The organism is Nitratidesulfovibrio vulgaris str. Hildenborough (assembly GCF_000195755.1).
Taxonomy (GTDB): domain Bacteria; phylum Desulfobacterota; class Desulfovibrionia; order Desulfovibrionales; family Desulfovibrionaceae; genus Nitratidesulfovibrio; species Nitratidesulfovibrio vulgaris.
This window is the reverse complement of sequence record NC_002937.3, coordinates 2,458,323-2,476,347: the sequence shown is the minus strand read 5'-3', so window position 1 is coordinate 2,476,347 and position 18,025 is coordinate 2,458,323. Positions and strand designations below refer to the sequence as shown.

Below are 18,025 nucleotides of genomic sequence, written 5' to 3'. Positions count from 1 at the left end.
TTATGGTGGCGGGGCGAACCCCGGAAAACAGGACGACGTTGTCAGTCGTGGATGTCGTGAACGGGGGATGGGGGGCGACTGTCGTGAAGGCGGCAGACATACCCCACGGGGGCAGGCGGAACGTATGTAGGCACCCTGTTGCGCACGATGACCGGGGCCTTGCCGTAGTGTTCGTGGAAGGCGCGCGAGAACGAGGGCAGACTCTCGTAGCCGACGGCGTAGGCGGCATCCGTCACCGAGACCCCTTCTCGTTCGAGAAGGCGATAGGCCGCTTCTAGCCTGCGAAGCCGCAGGTATTCACGCATGGTGGTACCGTAGGTGGCCCTGAACCTGCGGGCCAGCGTCGCCCTGCTGGTGCGGCATATGCGGGCGAGGTCGTCGATGGGCGGAGGCGACGCGAGATGCGTGGCGAGGATGTGCGCGGCGCGATGTTCCGGGGGCATGTCTTCGTCTTCGCAGCGGGCGGTCTCCACGACGGAGGCCAAGAGGTCGAGGAGGCGGGCGGCCGCACGAGTGGGCGACATGCCATCATGGGCGCCCGTATGCCATGCCTGCAATGAAAGCAGCACCGAGGGGCTTGCCAGCACGGTGAGTACCGGCGGCATGTCGGCAAGGTCGGGGCACAGGGCCCTGTCTACGCCAAGTATCGAGATGGTGCGGGCGATGCCGCTGGAGAGGGTGATGCCTTCGCCATACGGTGCGGGACCACTGTGCAGGATGAGGCAGGTGAGCACCCCTTCCGTCCCCGGCTGGATGAGCAGGCCGTCATGTGCGGCGCGGGCTTCGACATGAAGAAGGCACATGCCCTGCCGGTCGAGGAGGGGGGTGATGTGAACCTCGGCGGTGCGCGATGCCCTTGCTTGCGGAGAGTGGAAGGCTGGCGTGGGAATGAGCGGCATGTGGTGTGGTCCTGCAGCGGAGGTGGTGCACGACGCTGTCGTGCGAGTGGTTACGTCGTTCGATGTTTGTGAATAATGAAAGTGAAAATCAAAGTCAAAATATCACACATGGGGATAACGTCTTATCCCGGAAGCGCAATCTGCGTATCGGAACGGCCGGACGTGAAGTGTCTTTTCGGGCGGTGGTGTACAGGGGGGCAGGATGCAAAGACCCCCCGAGGCCATGCCTTCAGGGGGATGCAGAGAGTGCAATGTGTCAGCCGTTGCCCGTGGCCGTCGAGAGGTGAGCGTATTCAGCTTGTGTGACGCATTCTCTCAACCTGAGAGTCCCCCCACAACCCCATGACGAGACTGCCGGGTGCTACGGGGGGAGTGTGGTGCAGAAAAAGAAAAAGGCCTGTATTACTACAGGCCTAGATCATCTGGCTCCCCGGGACGGACTTGAACCGCCAACCTAGTGATTAACAGTCACCCGCTCTGCCGATTGAGCCACCGGGGAAGGTGGCGCCTCATGGCGCGGAGCACTTGATACTCGGTCGGGGGGCGAGGGTCAAGAAAAAAGAGGGAGGGCGGGAGAAAAAGATAAAGGACGCAGGCTGGCGGGGCGTTTCTTGACGGGCGGGCGCAATTGGCATACCCCTTCCCAATTCGACACATGAGCGAATTTCCAAGACTACGGAGTGTCTGTCTTGAGTATCCAGGAACAGCCGAAGCGCAAGAAGGTCAAATTGCCCACGAAGTCGGCCCACGCCGACTATTTCATGCCGATGCTCGAAAGCCTCGAAGCCCGCGACGAGCTTAACGAGGTGGTGAAGAACCGCGTCGTGAAGACGTGCGAACTTCTCGACGCCGGAGTGTCGGCCTACCCGAACGGTTTCATCAAGAAGCACGACATCGCACCGGTACTTGCCGAGTACGAGGGGCTCGATGCTGATGAGCTCGAAACGGTGGACGCCGCCTTCACGATGGCGGGGCGCATCGTTTCGCACCGTTCGTTCGGCAAGGTGGCCTTCTTCCATATAATGGATCGCACGGGGCGCATGCAGTGCTATGCCGCGCGTGAGGAACTGGGCGAAGAAGCCTACAAGACCTTCAAGAAGCTCGACATCGGCGATATCGTCGGCGTGAGCGGAAGGCTCTTTCGCACCAAGACGGGCGAGCTCACGCTCTCCTGTACCGAGGTGCGCCTGCTGACCAAGTCCATCCGGCCCCTCCCCGAGAAGTATCACGGCCTCAAGGACGTGGAAATCCGCTATCGCCAGCGCTACGTCGACCTCATCGTCACGCCGCGGGCCCGCGACATCTTCCGCAAGCGCACGATCATCGTCCGTGAGTTCAGGCGCTTCCTCGAAGCCCGCGGTTTCATGGAAGTCGAGACGCCGATGATGCAGGCCATCCCCGGCGGCGCCACGGCAAAGCCGTTCGTCACCTTCCACAACGCGCTGGATATGCAGCTCTACATGCGCATCGCGCCCGAGCTCTATCTGAAACGCCTGCTCGTGGGCGGTTTCGAGAAGGTCTTCGAGATCAACCGCAACTTCCGCAACGAGGGCATATCCACCCAGCACAACCCTGAATTCACCATGTGTGAGTTCTACTGGGCCTATGCCACGTTCGAAGACCTGATGGACCTCACCGAGGAGCTGTTCTCGCACATCGCGCGCGAGGTCTGTGGCTCTTCGGTCATCACCTATCAGGGGCAGGAGGTCGACCTCACGCCCGGCAAGTGGGTGCGTCTGACCTTCCACGAGTCGCTTGAGAAGGTGGGTGGGCATTCCCCCGAGTTCTACAACGACTACGAGAAGGTTCGTGCCTACGTGCGTGAGCGTGGCGAGAAGGTGCTTCAGGGCGAGAAGCTGGGCAAGCTACAGGCCAAGCTGTTCGACCTCGACGTGGAACCCCGGCTCATCCAGCCCACGTTCATCTACCACTACCCGACCGACATCTCGCCCCTGTCGCGCAGGAACGAGCAGAACCCGGACGTCACCGACCGTTTCGAACTGTTCATCACCGGGCGCGAACTCGCCAACGCCTTCTCTGAATTGAACGACCCCGTCGACCAGCGCATGCGCTTCGAGGACCAGGTCAAGGAGAAGGAGGCTGGTGACGACGAGGCGCATTTCATGGACGAGGACTACCTGCGCGCGCTCGAATACGGTATGCCGCCCGCGGCTGGGCAGGGCGTGGGTATCGACCGCCTCGTCATGCTGCTGACCGACTCGCCCTCCATCCGCGAGGTCATCCTCTTTCCGCTGCTGAAGCCGGAGAGCTGAAAACCACATGTCCTTCGAGTTGTTCGTCGCCGGGCGATATCTATTCGCCCGGCGTAAGCAGGCGTTCATCTCCGTCATCTCCGCCATGTCCATCATCGGCGTAGGGCTGGGGGTGGCGTCGCTCATCGTCGTGCTTGGCGTCATGAACGGCTTCACCACAGACCTGCGCGACAAGATACTGGGTGCCAATGCCCATGTCATCGTCATGAGTTCAAAGCCCGCCGCCATGCGCGACGTCGGCGAGCTCATGGGGCGCGTGCAGGATGTGCGCGGCGTGAAGGGGGCAACCCCGTTCATCTACTCCGAGACCATGCTGTCCACGCCTCATGGCGTGAAAGGACTCGTGCTGCGCGGCATCGACCCGCAGACGGCACCGGGTGTGCTGTCCATCCTCTCGCGCATGACGCGGGGGGGGCTGCGCGACCTGCCGGCCGGGCCCGACGGTGCGCACGGCATCATCATCGGGCAGGAACTCGCCAACCGACTCGGCATCACCACCGGCAGCAGGGTGAACCTGCTGTCTCCCGACGGGCAGAAGACCACCACGGGTTTTGCCCCCCGCATCCGTCCCTTCCGGGTTGCCGGCATCTTCACCACCGGCATGTACGAGTATGATTCCTCGCTCGGATTCGTGACTCTCGACGCCGCACGCGACATCCTCGGACTGCCTGAAGGTCAGGTCTCGGGTATCGAGGTCGTTGTCGATGACGTCTACAAGGCCGACGTCATCGGCGAGGACGTGCTCAAGGCGTCGGGCGGCTACCCCTACTATGTCCGCAACTGGATGGAGATGAACGCCAACCTCTTCGCCGCGCTCAAGCTGGAGAAGACGGCCATGTTCGTCATCCTCGCCCTCATCGTGCTGGTGGGGTCGTTCTCCATCGTCACCACGCTGGTCATGCTGGTCATGGAGAAGACGCGCGACATCGCCATCCTCATGTCCATGGGGGCCACACGCAGCATGGTACGGCGTATATTCATGCTGCAGGGTACCATCATCGGGGCCATCGGCACTGCGCTCGGTTATGTGCTGGGGCTCTCCGTGTCGTGGGCGTTGCAGCGCTACCAGTTCATCAAGTTGCCGCAGGGTGTCTATTCCATCGACCACCTGCCCGTGCTGCTCCAGTGGTCGGACCTTGCCGCCGTGGGCGGCGCTGCCATGCTCCTCTGTTTTCTAGCCACCATCTACCCGGCGCGGCAGGCTGCGGCCCTCGAACCGGTCGAAGCGTTGCGGTACGAATGATGACGACACCATCCACACCGCTGTACCGCCTCGAAGGCGTAGGCAAGGAATACGACGGCCCCGGCGAGGAACTCGTCATCCTGAAGGGCCTCGACCTGACCATAGAGGCGGGCGAGTCCGTCGCCATCGTCGGCGCCTCCGGTTCCGGCAAGTCCACCCTCTTGCATCTGCTCGGTGCTCTTGATACTCCCACATGGGGAAAACTGCATTTTCTCGATCGTGACATGGGGGCCATGTCGCCGGAAGAGAAGGCCGCATTCCGCAACCGCGAGATCGGCTTCGTCTTTCAGTTCCACCACCTTCTGCCCGAGTTCAGCACGGTGGAGAACGTGGCGATGCAGGCCATCATCAGCGGCATGCCGCATGCGGAGGCCTACGGCCTTGCGCGCGAGGCCCTCGACAAGGTGGGACTTTCGGGCCGGGTCGAGCACAAGGTGACGACCCTTTCAGGCGGTGAGCGGCAGCGTGCGGCCATTGCACGCGCCATATTGCTGCGTCCCCGTGTCCTGCTCGCGGACGAACCCACCGGCAACCTCGACGAACGTACCGGCGATGTCGTCGGTAGAATGCTACTTGATCTCAACCGTGAACTCGGCATGACGCTGATCGTTGTCACCCATAACCGGGAACTGGCCGATCTGATGGGCAGGCGCCTCGAACTCAGAGCCGGAGAGCTTTATGACCAACACCGCCCGTAGGGGCCTCATTCTCGCGTTCCTGTTGCTCCTTCTTGTGCAGGTGGGCCTTGTGCAGGCAGCACCCGCCGTGCAGGAGACCACCATCATGGTGCTGCCCTTTCAGGTGAACGCGGGCAAGGACCTCGAGTACCTGAACGAAGACCTGCCCGAACTCGTGGCCCAGCGCCTTGTTGCGCGCGGGCTGCACGTGCTTCCCCAGTCGGACGTCAAGGCCATACTGCGCCGCCAGCGCGTGACCGAACTCGACATCGCCTCGGCGCGCAACCTCGCGGTCATGGCGCAGGCAGGGTACACGGTGTACGGCAGCTTCACCCAGCTGGGAGACAGCTTCAGCATAGACCTGCGCGTTGTCGATGCCCTCGGCGTCAAGCCCGCCAAACCCTTCTTCATCCAGAAGCAGGGCATCATCAACATCCTTCCCGCCGTCGACGAACTGGTCGACCGTGTGGCGGGCGAATTCACCAGCGGCAACGCCATCGCCGACGTGAAGGTGCGCGGCACCAAGGTGCTTGACCCCGACGTCGTGCTCATGCGCCTCTCCACCCGCAAGGGCGACCCCATCGACCCCGCCGCCATCAACAAGGAAATCAAGCGCATCTGGGATCTCGGCTATTTCAGTGACGTGCAGGCGAGTGTGGAGCAGGGCGGCGACGGAACGGTACTCGTGTACACCGTCACCGAGAAGCCGCGCATCGACAACATCGTCATCGAAGGCTCCGACAAGGTCGGTCACGACGATATCCTCGCTGCCATGAGCTCCAAGACGGGCTCGGTCCTCAACGACAAACTCCTCGCGCAGGACTTGCAGAAGGTCACGGAACTCTATCGCAAGGAAGGCTTCTACCTCGCCCATGTGACCCACCGCGTCGAGGCGCGTCAGGGGGCTGCCTCCGCCACGCTCGTGCTGAACGTGGAGGAAGGCAACAAGCTCTATATCAAGAAGGTCAAGATCGAGGGACTCAAGGAGCTTTCCGAGAGCGAAGTCAAGGACATCCTCGCGCTTTCCGAGCGTGGCATGTTCTCGTGGTTCACCGGCACGGGCGTCCTCAAGGACGAACTGCTTGAACGCGACTCTGCCGCCATCACCGCCTACTGCCTCAATCATGGCTATGTCGACGCGCTGGTCTCCGCCCCCAAGGTCGACTATGAGGAGGACGGCATCATCGTCTCCTTCGCAGTCAAGGAAGGACCCCGTTACAAGCTTGGCAAGATCGGCTTCGACGGCGAACTTATCGATACCGACGAGCGGCTTCTGAAGGTCGTCAAACTCGACGACCACAAGAAGGACAACCAGTACTTCGCCCTTGACGTGATGCAGACCGACGACAAGCTGCTCAGCGACTACTACGCCGACTACGGCTACGCCTTCGCCGAGATCAATTCGCGCACACAGAAGAGCGCCGAAGAGCATGTCATCGATGTGACCTACGTCATCCGCAAGCGTCAGAAGGTCTACATCAACCGCGTGCTTGTCGAAGGCAACCAGAAGACCCGTGACAACGTGGTGCTGCGCGAGATGCGCATTGCCGACGGCGACATGTTCGAAGGCGCCAAGCTGCGCCGTAGCAACGAGCGTCTGAACCGTACCCGCTACTTCTCGCAGGTGGACACCGAACTCGTGCCCACGCAGAAGGAGGACGAGGTCGACCTCAAGGTGAAGGTCAAGGAACAGAACACCGGTGCCCTGATAGGCGGTGTCGGCTATTCCACCTTCTATCAGTTCGGCGTCAGCGGCACGATCATGGAACGCAACCTGTTCGGCAAGGGCTACTATGCCTCGCTGCAGGCGTTCTTCTCGGGCAAGCGCAACTCCTTCATCGCCTCGTTCACCAACCCCCGCGTCAATGACGGCGACCTGAGCTTCGGCAACGACGCCTACATCTCGCGCGAGTACTTCGACGACTTCAGCAAGAACACCATTGGTGACACCATCCGCTTCGCCCTGCCTGTGGGCGAATACAGCACCGTGGGCTGGGGCTACCGCCTCGACCGTTACGAACTGTATGACATCGATGACGATGCCGCGAAGATCATCAAGGAGCGTGAGGGCGAGAACATATCCAGCGTCGCGCATGTCCGGTTCACCCGAGACACCACCGACAGCAAGGAGAAGCCCACCAAGGGTACCATCTTCAAGACCTTCAACGAGTTCGGTGGCGGGCCCATCGGCGGTGACGACGACTTCATCAAGCCTGTCGTCGAGTTTCAGGCCTATCACCAGCTTGCCCCCAACCACGTGCTCCATGGTCGCACCCGTGGTGGTGCCGTGCTGGAGAACGGGCAGGGCGACGTCCCCGTGTTCGAACGCTTCTACATCGGTGGCATCGACAGCATCCGCGGGTACAACTCGCGTGACATCTCGCCGCGTGACCCCGAATCGGGCGACCGCATCGGCGGCGACCGTATGGCCTTCGTCAACCTCGAATACATCTGGGTGTTCAAGCCCGACCTCGGCCTCGCGCTGGTGCCCTTCTTCGACATGGGCATCAACTATGACTCGTCCGCCGAATTCAACTGGGACGACGAGCTGAAGAAGTCCGTGGGTCTCGAGATGCGCTGGCGTTCGCCCATGGGCGACCTGCGGTTCGCCTATGGCTTCCCTCTCGACGAGGGACGCGACGGAGAACAGCATAGCGGTCGCTTCGAATTCTCGATGGGCCAGTTCTTCTAGCAGGATGTGAGAAAGGGGGGCGCGGTGTGAACCGCGCCCCCTTTCATTTGTCGCCCGTGGGGTCGGGACCGGAGTGAAGGGAGCAGACGGGCTGCCTTGGCGTGAACGACCTCCTGCCTTGTCCTCGCATCGTCGATGCTCTTCCGGTGGCGACGAGTCCAGCCCGCACCATGCCCACGAAAGCCGACGGCACCTACGCCGCCCAGATGGCAGACTGTCCCGTATTCCGGGGCGTGATTGAAGGCTGTGCGAAGCAGACCACGCCTCTGTCATTGACACGGGACAACGCCGCTTGCCGTCGCGTGCTTCATGGAGTAGTCTGGCGCGTCTGCGGCAGGGTAACGTTGTTGCCGCGCACACATCATCCCCTTTGCCTTCAACCCTACCGCGAGAAGAATGCATTCCATACGCCTTCCACTCATTGTCCTGCTGTTGTCTCTGGTGACCTTCCTCGGCATGGGCGGTAGCGCCTTGGCTGCCCGTGCGTCTACGCTCGAAGCGCGTTATGAGAACGCCAAGGAAGAGCTTGAGGCCCTCGAGAAGGACGCCCGGCGTGCGGGGCTGCGGCATGAGTGGGAGAAGGTCGAGCGACTCTTCGTCGGCATCCACAAGGATGCCAAGGGGTGGGCCAATGCGCCCGCTGCCCTCTACCGGGTTGCGCTCACGCGTGAGGGGCTTGCCAGACGTTCGATGAACCCTGCTGATTTCAAGGCGGCTGTCGACCGGTATGAAGAGGTGGCGCGTCGCTATCCCCGCAGCGCGCTTGCCGATGATGCGCTCTTCGCCGCGGCGAAGCTGTGCATGGAACGTCTCGATGATGCTTCTGCTGCGCGCAAGATTCTTGAACGCCAGCTTCGCGAATTCCCCAAGGGCGATATGGCGGACGCCGCCCGTGCGATGCTCTCCGGAGGCAAGTCCGAGGCACGCCAGCCTGCCGCCCCGGCGGCAAACGATACGACGTCAGGCTCCTCGAAAGATGGCGATGCCCTTGCCGTGTTGCGGCAGGTGTCGTGGAAAGTGTCCGGCAACGACGCCCAGGTGGTCATTGAGCTTGATCGTGAGGCACGCTGGTCGCATCAGTTCGTGCCCGGCGATGAGCGCACAGGTCGGGCTTCGCGTCTCATCATCGATGTCGACGGTGCACGGGCTGACGAGAAGGTCCGTCCCGGCGCACGCATATCCGGCAAGGTGCTCTCCCGTGTGAGGGTCGACCTCTCCGTCAAGGGCCGTACGCGTATCATCATCGATTATAGTGACGTGGAGCGGTACGATGTCGATGCCATCGCCGGTCGACCCTACCGTATCGTCGCCAAGGCAACACGCTCTACCAAGGGGCTGCCCGAAGGCACTTCCGCAGAGGCGGGGGTGTCGGTGCGCAAGCCGCAGGGCAAGCCCAAGGATATCGCAGAACAGCTGGGGCTTGGCGTCAAGACGATCATGATCGACGCGGGGCATGGCGGCAAGGACCCCGGGGCCATGGCCAACGGCATCGTCGAGCGGGAAGTGACGCTCGCCATGGCCAAACTGGTAGGTGAACGGTTGCGCGCGGCGGGTTTCAAGGTGCTCTACACGCGGCAGCGCGACGTGTTCATCCCGCTTGACGACCGTACCCAGATGGCCAACAACAGCAAGGCGGACCTTTTCGTCTCGCTGCACGTCAACGCCAATACAGACAGTTCCATCTCCGGGGTCGAGACCTACTACCTCGACCTCGCCAGCACCAGCAGCGCAGCCAAGGTCGCCTCGCGAGAGAACTCCGTGAGTGAGAAGAACCTGAGCGATCTCCAATATATCCTCACCGACCTCATGCTGAGCGCAAAGACACAAGAATCGCGTGATGTTGCGGGTATGGTGCAGAGCTCGATGACGAAGAGGCTCGCGTCGTACGGCGGTGCCCCGCACGGTAATGGCGTCCGCTCGGCTCCCTTCTATGTCCTGATGGGGGCACGGATGCCTGCGGTTCTCGTGGAAGTGGGATACTGCACCAACAAGGCCGAGGCCAGACTTCTGGCCAGCTCGAAATACAGGCGTGCGCTCGCTGATGCCATTGTCGACGGGCTGATGCGCTACAAACGGAAACTTGAAGGGTACGCATCGCGTTGATTAGCCGCTTGACGGGGTTCGGGCATGGCGCTATCTGACCGGAACCCCCGTGAAAGCGTGGCGTTTGCGCCTCGGGCGCGCTATGATGCATGTATGCGAAAAAGGCCCGCTGCCGGGCCGGTATCTATCCACCTCCCAAGGAGCGCTGTAATGCGTAAGATTCTTGTCTTTGCCGTGGCTGCCTTCCTCATGGCCGCATCCACCGCCATGGCCGCCGACCTCAAGGTCGGTATCGTCAACATGCAGAAGCTGGCCACCCAGTGCGAAGCCGCGCAGGAAGCCCAGAAGAAGATGAAGGCCACCTTCGGCCCGGAGAAGGACCAGCTCGACAAGCAGGCCGCCGACCTCAAGAAGCGCGCCGACGAGATGAAGGCCCAGTCCGCCGCGCTGTCCCCCGAAGCCAAGGAGGACAAGAAGGTCGAGTTCATCCGCCTGAAGCGCGACTTCGAGGACAAGGCCCGCGTGTTCGCCCGCAAGGTCGAAGCAGCCCAGATGCGTATCCGTCAGGACATGGCCGAGATGATCATGAAGGCCGCCAGCGACTACGCTGCCAAGAAGGGCTTCACCGTCATCCTCGACGGTGCCGCTGCCGGTGTCATCCACGCCGACAAGAGCCTCGACGTGACCGACGACATGCTCATCGAAGTCAACCGCGTCTGGCACGCTGGCAAGAAATAGCGGGTGCGAGATGGTCAGAAGACTCTCCGAGATCGCCGGGCTGCTGGGGCTTGAACTGCGCGGGGAAGACCGCGAGGTCTCCGGTGTGAACACGCTGGAGGCCGCAGGGCCCGACGAGATCAGTTTTCTGGCCAATCCGCGTTATATGGGGCAACTGTCCACCACGCGTGCCGGGGCCGTCATCGTCGCCGCCGAACACGCGCAGGATGTGGCCGTAGCCCTCGTGAGTGCGAATCCCTATTTCGATTTCGGTCGCACTCTGGCCCTCTTCGCACGCAAGCAGGGCAGTTTTGAAGGTGTCAGCGAACAGGCTGTCGTCCACCCCGAAGCCGTCGTCGGTGAAGGGTGCGCCGTCTATCCGCATGTATACATCGGTCCCCGTGCTCGCATCGGGGCGGGGACCGTTCTTTTTCCCGGTTGCTACATCGGCGAGGACTGCGTGGTGGGAGGGGGCTGCACCCTGTACCCCAACGTGGTGCTCATGGCCGGTGTCGAAATCGGCGACGATTGCATCCTCCATGCCGGTGTCGTGCTGGGGGCCGACGGGTTCGGCTTCGCCCGCACCGAGTTCGGTATCCAGAAGATTCCGCAGGTCGGCACCGTCCGCATCGGCAGCGACGTTGAAATCGGCGCCAATACGACCATCGACCGTTCCGTGCTTGGTGTGACCACCGTCGGAGACGGCACCAAGATCGACAACCTTGTCATGCTGGGCCACAATGTGGAGATGGGGCGCAACTGTCTCATCGTCTCGCAGGTGGGCATCTCCGGCAGCACCAAGGTGGGCGATGACGTGACCATGGCCGGGCAGGTGGGCGTGGCGGGGCACCTCTCCATCGGGAGCGGTGTGACCATCGGGCCCAAGTCGGGTGTCGCCAAGGACATCCCCGCAGGAGAGACCGTGGGCGGAGCGCCCGCCGTGGACAAGTCCACCTACATGCGTACGCTTACGGTCATGCCCAAGCTCCCCGACATGTACAAGAGGCTCGGCAAGCTCGAAAAGGAGCTCGCCGAACTCAAAAAGAGCCTTTCCGAGGAACAGTGATGATCGACCCGGCGCAGAGCATTCTTGATATCCGTCAGATACTGGGGCTGTTGCCCCACCGTTATCCCTTCCTGCTCGTCGACCGTGTGGTCGAATACGTTCCGGGCGACTACATCAAGGCCTACAAGAACGTCACCATGAACGAGCCCTTCTTTCAGGGGCATTTCCCCGGCGTGCCCGTCATGCCCGGTGTGCTCATCATGGAAGCGTTGGCACAGGCCGGTGGCATTCTCGTGGTCAAGAGCACCGACACAGCCGTCGAGGACAAGCTCTTTCTCTTCACGGGCATCGAGTCGGTGCGTTTCCGCAAGCCGGTCTACCCCGGCGACAAGCTGGAATTGCACTGCCGCCTGCTCAAGCACAAGCTCAAGCTGTGGAAGATGGAAGGGCGTGCCTACGTCGACGGCAAACTTGCCGCCGAAGCCGTGATGACCGCCGCCGTGACCAACAGGGAGGACATGTGATGTCTGCGCAGGTGCATCCTTCTGCGTTCGTCCATCCCTCGGCACAGCTTGGCGAAGGAGTCGTCATCGGCCCGTGCGCGGTCGTCGAAGAGGATGTGGTCATCGGTGACCGCACCCGGCTTGACGCTTTCGCTACCGTGAAGCGCTACACCCGGATGGGCAGCGACAACCATGTGCATTCCTACGCCTGTGTCGGCGGCGAACCGCAAGACCTCAAGTACGCCGGTGAAGTGTCGTGGCTGGAAATCGGCAACGGCAACAACATCCGCGAATTCTCGACCCTGCACAGGGGAACCGAAGGGGGCGGAGGCTGCACACGCATCGGCGACAACAACCTTTTCATGGCCTACACCCATGTGGCGCACGACTGCGTCGTGGGCAACAACGTGGTGATGTCCAACAACGCCACGCTGGCGGGGCATGTCACCGTCGGTGACTTCGTCATCATCTCGGGCCTTTCCGCCGTCCATCAGTTCACGCGCCTCGGGCAGCATTCCTTCGTGGCGGGCATGAGCGGTCTGCCGCAAGACCTGCCCCCCTTCATGCTTGCCGTGGGCAGCCGTGCCGCCGTGCACGGCCCCAACCTCGTGGGACTGCGTCGCATGCACGCCTCGCGCGAGCTTATCGCCGCCCTCAAGAACGCCTTCAGGCTGATATGGCTATCCGAGACCCCTCGTAAGGAAGCGCTGGAACAACTCGAATACGAGTTCGGCAACTTCCCCGAGATTCTCGACCTCGTAGCCTTCATCAGGGGCAGCGAGCGTGGCATCCTCTCTGCCAACCGAGGGCAGCAAGACGCGTAGGCACGGGCCAGAACGCAATGCAGAGGGGAAAGAGGCCGTGGCCCTTTCCCCTTTTTCATGCAGCATGTGTCATCGCCAGTGACCGGAACAGGGCATCTGCCCGATGACGTGATGGAATACAGAAGGCCGCCAGCTTCGACCGCATGTCCTGTGGGCATGGACGGTCGGTCGCCGGGGCGGGCAATACAAGGACGGCTACATGAGCGAGAGCATGGGCATCATCGCCGGGCGGGGGCAGTTCCCTGCGCTGGTGGCACGCGAGGCGCGCCGCGCCGGACTGCGTGTCGCCATATGCGGCTTTCACGGTCATACCGACCCCTCTCTGGCGGAGGCCTGCGATGCGTTCTCGCTCATCCATCTGGGACAGTTCGGGCGACTCTCGGAGTTCTTCCACGGGCAGGGCGCCTCGCGCCTCTGCTTCGCCGGGGCCATCGACAAGCCCCGCGCGCTCGACCTGAGACCCGACCTGCGAGCCGCACGCGTGCTCTTCAGGCTGCGCGGCAAGGGCGATGACGCCCTGTTGCGTGCCGTCATCGAAGAGCTCGAATCGGATGGTTTCAAGGTGATGCAGGCCGCGGAACTTGTGCCGGGACTGCGAGCCCCCGAGGGCGTGCTCACCCGGCGGCAGCCCGGTGACGAAGAGTGGGATGACATCCGCTTCGGCTGGCCAGTGGCCCGCACCATGGGCAGGCTCGACATCGGTCAGTGCATCGTGGTCAAGCGGGGTATCGTCATGGCTGTCGAAGGCCCCGAGGGCACAGACGCCGCCTTGCGTCGCGGCGGTGAACTCGGCGGGGCGGGATGCGTTGCCATCAAGCTCGTCAAGCCCGGTCAGGACGAACGTATCGACCTGCCCGCCCTTGGCACCGGCACCATCGGCGTACTGGCGGAGTACGGGTATTCATGTCTTGCCTTGCAGGCACACAAGACGTTGTTTTTCGACAGGGACGAGAGCCTCGCGCTGGCAGAGAGGCACGGCATCGCCATCGTGGCCTTGCCGGAGGACTTCATGGCGGCGGAAGCGGCCCGTCCCTGAACACCATCGCGGGCAGGACCCCGAAGGAGGAGCCATGCAGATAGCGAAACGCATGGATAACGTGCAGCGGTCCTATATCCGCGAGATTCTCAAGGTCACGGCGCGTCCCGACATCATCTCGTTCGCGGGCGGGTTGCCGCATCCCGATTCGTTCCCGGTGCAGGGCGTGGCAGAGGCCGCAGCCGCGGTACTGGCCGAAAGCGGAAGCGAGGCCCTGCAGTACAGCACCACCGAGGGCTACCTGCCCCTGCGCGAGTGGATTTCCGCCCGTTATGCACGGCAGGGCATCGAAGTGTCCCCCGATGAGATTCTGATCACCACCGGTTCGCAGCAGGCGCTCGACCTCGTGGCCAAGACCACCATCGACCGCGGCGCGCCCGTGGTCATCGAACGTCCGGGCTATCTCGGTGCCATCCAGTGTTTTTCGTTCTACGGCGCGCAATTCCGTACCGTAGACCTCACGCCCCTCGGCGTCGATGTCGAGGCCCTGCGCCGTGAGGCCAAGGGTGCCCGGCTGTTCTATGCCGTGCCAAGCTTCCAGAACCCTTCCGGCATCACCTACGATGAGCCGACCCGCCGCGAAGTGGCCGCCATCATGGCCGAGACGGGCTGTATGCTCGTCGAGGACAATCCCTATGGCGAACTGCGCTTCATGGGTACGCCGGTGGCGCCCATCCGCAAGTGGGCCGAGTCGCCTTCGGTGCTGCTCGGTTCGTTCTCCAAGGTGGTCTCGCCGGGGCTGCGCATCGGGTGGGCCTGTGCCCCTGCCGAACTCATGCGGCACATGGTCACCGCCAAGCAGGCAAGCGACCTGCATACCCCCATGTTCACGCAGCGTCTGCTGCATCGCTTCCTCGTGGACAACGACGTGGACGAGCACATCGCCTCGATTCGCAAACGCTACGGGGCGCAGCGCCAGTGCATGATGGACGCCATCCGCAAGCATTTCCCCGAATGCGTCACCGTGACGGAACCCGAGGGCGGCATGTTCCTGTGGTGCGGTCTGCCCGAAGGCGTGACCTCTGAGCATCTGTTCCACAAGGCCATCGAGCGCAAGGTGGCCTTCGTGCCCGGTTGTCCGTTCTATGTGGACGGCACCGACACCGGCTTCCGCCTCAACTTCTCCAACGCCAGTCAGGACGACATCGTCGAGGGCATCGCGCGCCTCGGCGCGTGCCTCACCGAAGAGCTTGCGCGTTAGCATGCCGTCCGGTGCATCGTCCCCGGTTTGCCGGGGCGGAAGGGTATCGTAGCATGATCAGGGCCGGGTTCATCCCGGCCCTTTGCCGTAGGCTGGTCGTGTCGCTGGTTCACCGGAAGCCGCAGGGCCGCGTCATGCCTCGGCGGTTCGAAGCCCGACACCTTACGGGGCATGACGAGGGACTGTTGTTGCCGCGCCCATTGTCGCAGACGGCGCCCGGCAGGACGTCTGTCTGATACAGGGCTACAAGACCTGCCTCGCAGGATATGGACGCAGGAAACCGACATGGCTATCCTTTATGATGCCATTGTCATCTGAGGAGGGACCCCATGTTTTCGACAGGTACGGTGTGGAAGAACGTCGCGGCAGTGCGGCAACGTGCGCCCATCATCCACAGCATCACCAACTTCGTGGTCATGAACACCACGGCCAATGCGCTGCTGGCCGCCGGTGCGTCGCCCATCATGGCCCATGCCCCCGAAGAGATGGCCGAGATGGCGGGCATCGCCTCGGCCCTCGTCCTGAACATCGGCACGCTCACGAAGCCGTGGGTGGAAAGCATGATGCTGGCGGGCATGGCCGCGCGCGAACGCAGGTTGCCTGTGGTACTCGACCCTGTGGGTGCGGGGGCCAGCAGTCTGCGCACGACCACGGCACTGGAGATACTGGAGAAGGTGCGTCCGGCCGTGGTGCGGGGCAACGGGTCGGAGATTCTCGCGCTGGCAGGGGCCGCCGGAGACACCCGAGGCGTGGACAGTGCACGCACCGCGCACGAGGCCGTCGACGGGGGGCGGGCACTGGCACGTCGCTATGGTGCCGTGGTCGTGGTCAGTGGTGCCGAGGACGTGGTGACCGATGGCGATGCGCTGTGGCTTGTGCGTGGTGGCAGTCCGCTGATGCCACGCGTGACGGGCATGGGCTGTACGGCGACCGTGCTGGTGGCGGCACATGTGGCTGTCGCCGCCGACGTGCTGGAAGGGGCCGTCACGGGTATGGCGGCCATGTCTGCCGCCGGGGCACTGGCCGCGCGCCGGTCGCAGGGGCCGGGTTCGTTCCAGGTGGCGTTTCTCGACGTCCTTCACTCCCTCGACCTCGTCACGGTGCGCGACGAGGTCGAAGTGGTGCGCGCATGACACGGGTGCGCAAGGCCGCGGTGGACTACGGGCTGTACCTCGTGACCGACGCCGGGCTGACCGACGCCCGCCTGCATGAGGTCGTGACCGCGGCCATCTCCGGCGGGGTCGGCATCGTGCAACTGCGCGAGAAGGCCACGCCCACGCGGGCTTTCGTCGACCGTGCCCGTGCGCTGGTGGCGTTGCTGCGTCCCCGCGGCATCCCCTTGCTCATCAACGACAGGGTCGATGTGGCTTTGGCTGCCGGCGCCGACGGGGTGCATGTGGGGCAGTCAGACATGCACGTTGGTGACGTGCGGGCGCTGATGGGGCCGGATGCCATCGTGGGCCTTTCAGTGGAGACCCCGGCGCAGGCGAAGGCAGCGGAACATGCCCCGGTGGACTATCTTGGCGTAAGCCCCGTCTTCGCCACGGCGACGAAGCCCGATGCCGCGCCCCCGTGGGGCGTTGCGGGGCTGTGCGGCCTGCGGCGCATGACACGTCACGTCCTTGTGGGGATAGGTGGCATCGGCCCGGTCAATGCCGCTGAAGTGCTGCATGCCGGGGCCGAGGGCATCGCCGTGGTCTCGGCCATATGCGGCGCAGCCGACCCGCTTGCGGCTACCCGTGCATTGCGCGCTGTGGTGGATGAGGTGCGGGTGCCTGTTCGCATCTGACAAAGGGCCTGAACATGGGGGCCGGGTATGGAGTCAGCTCCCTGTACGTCCGTGCCTTTCCCGACAAGCCTGCGCCTGCCTGCTGACATGGCATGAGACAGGCGGCGACCATGCCCCTTGCCATGCGCATCGCCCGGAGATTCCGGGGGGGCGGTGTCGTCTTCACCTCCCGCCTGTGCGTTCCGTATGCGGCGCGTGTGGCACGTAGTGCAGGGCCGAGGTCTCACGCGAAGGTGTAGTCCTCCGACTCCACGCACGACATGTCCACACCGCAGGCTTGCAACTCCGCCAGCACGGCACGGCGCATCTCCGCCGGGGCACACAGGTAGAACGACGCCGTTGCGGCGTGGGGTACGTGTCGTTGCACCACGTCACTGTCGATGTGACCTTTTTCGAAGGCCACGGCAGGGAACGCCGGGTCGCTGTTGAGGTCTGGGTTCGTCTCGCGGCTGAGGACATGGACGACGCGAAGGTTCAGGGCGCGGGTGAGGCCGGCAAGTTCGTCTGCGGCGAAGGCCCCGGCGAAGTTGCGGTTGGCCCAGAAGAGGGTGATGCGGTTGTCCGCACCCGTACGGGCGAAATGGCGCAACACGCTGAGGAACGGAGTGATGCCCATCCCCCCCGCGATGAGGACGATGTCTTCCTTGGCGGCGATGTCGCGGCAGAACACGCCATACGGCCCCGCGCATTTGATGGCGTCGCCGGGTCTGAGTCGAGGAATTCCTTGCGAAGTGAAATGGCCCCTGTGGCGCACGGTCAGTCGCACCCCCTGATGCGGTGCGCCGGAGAGCGTGAACGGGTGGGGCACACTCCAGCCGTCATCATCGAGGATGCGCAACGTGGCGAATTGCCCCGGCTGGAACGCCTTCAGGCGTTGTGCGCTGGCGGGTTCGATGACGATGGTCGTCGTTTCGGCGTCTTCGGCGATGATGGCGACGACGAAGGCTTCATCTGCCGGGATGTCGTGCGTCGCGCCGGACGTTTCGTCTGGCGTGTCATCGGGCTGCATGATGGGCGGGGTGTCGGACATGGCTGCTTCTCCTCGTATCCATAGTGGTCGAGGCGGGGGCTTCTGTCCAGTCCGGCAGTTCAATCTATACAACCTTCGTGCAGGGCGGCAGA

15 protein-coding genes and 1 tRNA gene are annotated in these 18,025 nt (G+C 63.2%); 13 read left to right on the top strand and 3 right to left on the bottom strand.

Going from position 1 to position 18,025, the window contains the following annotated elements; translation table 11 throughout:
* Positions 1 to 41: 41 nt before the first annotated feature.
* The gene (locus DVU_RS11140) at positions 42 to 899 is read right to left on the bottom strand and encodes a helix-turn-helix transcriptional regulator (protein ID WP_014524511.1); all 858 of its coding nucleotides are present in this window, start codon (positions 897 to 899) and stop codon (positions 42 to 44) included.
* Positions 900 to 1,322: 423 nt separating this feature from the next.
* Positions 1,323 to 1,398: transfer RNA gene (locus tag DVU_RS11135), tRNA-Asn, on the bottom strand.
* A 268-nt stretch (positions 1,399 to 1,666) separates the two neighbouring features.
* Here DVU_RS11135 and lysS point away from each other — a divergent pair.
* The 13 genes from lysS to thiE all read left to right on the top strand — a co-directional run bounded on the left by lysS (position 1,667) and on the right by thiE (position 16,903).
* Positions 1,667 to 3,172, top strand: coding sequence for a lysine--tRNA ligase (lysS, locus tag DVU_RS11130; RefSeq protein WP_041722967.1), 1,506 nt, complete (start codon positions 1,667 to 1,669; stop codon positions 3,170 to 3,172).
* 7 nt (positions 3,173 to 3,179) lie between these two features.
* A complete protein-coding gene (locus DVU_RS11125) occupies positions 3,180 to 4,415 on the top strand; it encodes a lipoprotein-releasing ABC transporter permease subunit (RefSeq protein ID WP_010939648.1) in 1,236 nt (411 codons plus the stop codon).
* Entirely contained in the window at positions 4,412 to 5,113 is a 702-nt protein-coding gene (locus DVU_RS11120; RefSeq protein ID WP_010939647.1) for an ABC transporter ATP-binding protein, read from the top strand. Before DVU_RS11125 ends, DVU_RS11120 begins: the two co-directional genes overlap by 4 nt.
* Positions 5,094 to 7,784 (top strand): outer membrane protein assembly factor BamA, encoded by a 2,691-nt coding sequence (bamA, locus tag DVU_RS11115; RefSeq protein ID WP_011791908.1) that lies wholly within the window; start codon positions 5,094 to 5,096, stop codon positions 7,782 to 7,784. Before DVU_RS11120 ends, bamA begins: the two co-directional genes overlap by 20 nt.
* Before the next feature lie 396 nt (positions 7,785 to 8,180).
* Positions 8,181 to 9,887, top strand: coding sequence for an N-acetylmuramoyl-L-alanine amidase (locus tag DVU_RS11110; RefSeq protein ID WP_014524509.1), 1,707 nt, complete (start codon positions 8,181 to 8,183; stop codon positions 9,885 to 9,887).
* Between the two features lie 150 nt (positions 9,888 to 10,037).
* Positions 10,038 to 10,565: an OmpH family outer membrane protein gene (locus tag DVU_RS11105; RefSeq protein ID WP_010939643.1), complete on the top strand. Its 528-nt coding sequence runs from the start codon at positions 10,038 to 10,040 to the stop codon at positions 10,563 to 10,565.
* A 10-nt stretch (positions 10,566 to 10,575) separates the two neighbouring features.
* Complete coding sequence (gene lpxD, locus DVU_RS11100; RefSeq protein ID WP_010939642.1) at positions 10,576 to 11,610, top strand: UDP-3-O-(3-hydroxymyristoyl)glucosamine N-acyltransferase; 1,035 nt, start codon at positions 10,576 to 10,578, stop codon at positions 11,608 to 11,610.
* Complete coding sequence (gene fabZ, locus DVU_RS11095) at positions 11,610 to 12,074, top strand: 3-hydroxyacyl-ACP dehydratase FabZ (RefSeq protein ID WP_010939641.1); 465 nt, start codon at positions 11,610 to 11,612, stop codon at positions 12,072 to 12,074. The genes lpxD and fabZ overlap by 1 nt, the downstream gene beginning before the upstream one ends.
* Positions 12,074 to 12,877, top strand: a complete 804-nt coding sequence (gene lpxA / locus DVU_RS11090) for an acyl-ACP--UDP-N-acetylglucosamine O-acyltransferase (protein WP_010939640.1) — start codon at positions 12,074 to 12,076, stop codon at positions 12,875 to 12,877. Before fabZ ends, lpxA begins: the two co-directional genes overlap by 1 nt.
* A gap of 199 nt (positions 12,878 to 13,076) precedes the next feature.
* Positions 13,077 to 13,913 (top strand): LpxI family protein, encoded by an 837-nt coding sequence (locus DVU_RS11085; RefSeq protein WP_014524508.1) that lies wholly within the window; start codon positions 13,077 to 13,079, stop codon positions 13,911 to 13,913.
* A gap of 34 nt (positions 13,914 to 13,947) precedes the next feature.
* Positions 13,948 to 15,114 carry an aminotransferase-like domain-containing protein gene (locus DVU_RS11080; protein WP_010939637.1) on the top strand — a complete coding sequence of 389 codons (1,167 nt, stop codon included), beginning with the start codon at positions 13,948 to 13,950 and terminating at the stop codon, positions 15,112 to 15,114.
* Between the two features lie 329 nt (positions 15,115 to 15,443).
* Complete coding sequence (thiM, locus tag DVU_RS11075) at positions 15,444 to 16,247, top strand: hydroxyethylthiazole kinase (protein WP_010939636.1); 804 nt, start codon at positions 15,444 to 15,446, stop codon at positions 16,245 to 16,247.
* Positions 16,244 to 16,903 (top strand): thiamine phosphate synthase, encoded by a 660-nt coding sequence (gene thiE, locus DVU_RS11070; RefSeq protein WP_010939635.1) that lies wholly within the window; start codon positions 16,244 to 16,246, stop codon positions 16,901 to 16,903. Before thiM ends, thiE begins: the two co-directional genes overlap by 4 nt.
* 223 nt (positions 16,904 to 17,126) lie before the next feature.
* Here thiE and DVU_RS11065 read toward each other — a convergent pair whose 3' ends face one another.
* Complete coding sequence (locus DVU_RS11065; protein WP_010939633.1) at positions 17,127 to 17,933, bottom strand: ferredoxin reductase domain-containing protein; 807 nt, start codon at positions 17,931 to 17,933, stop codon at positions 17,127 to 17,129.
* Positions 17,934 to 18,025 lie beyond the last annotated feature (92 nt).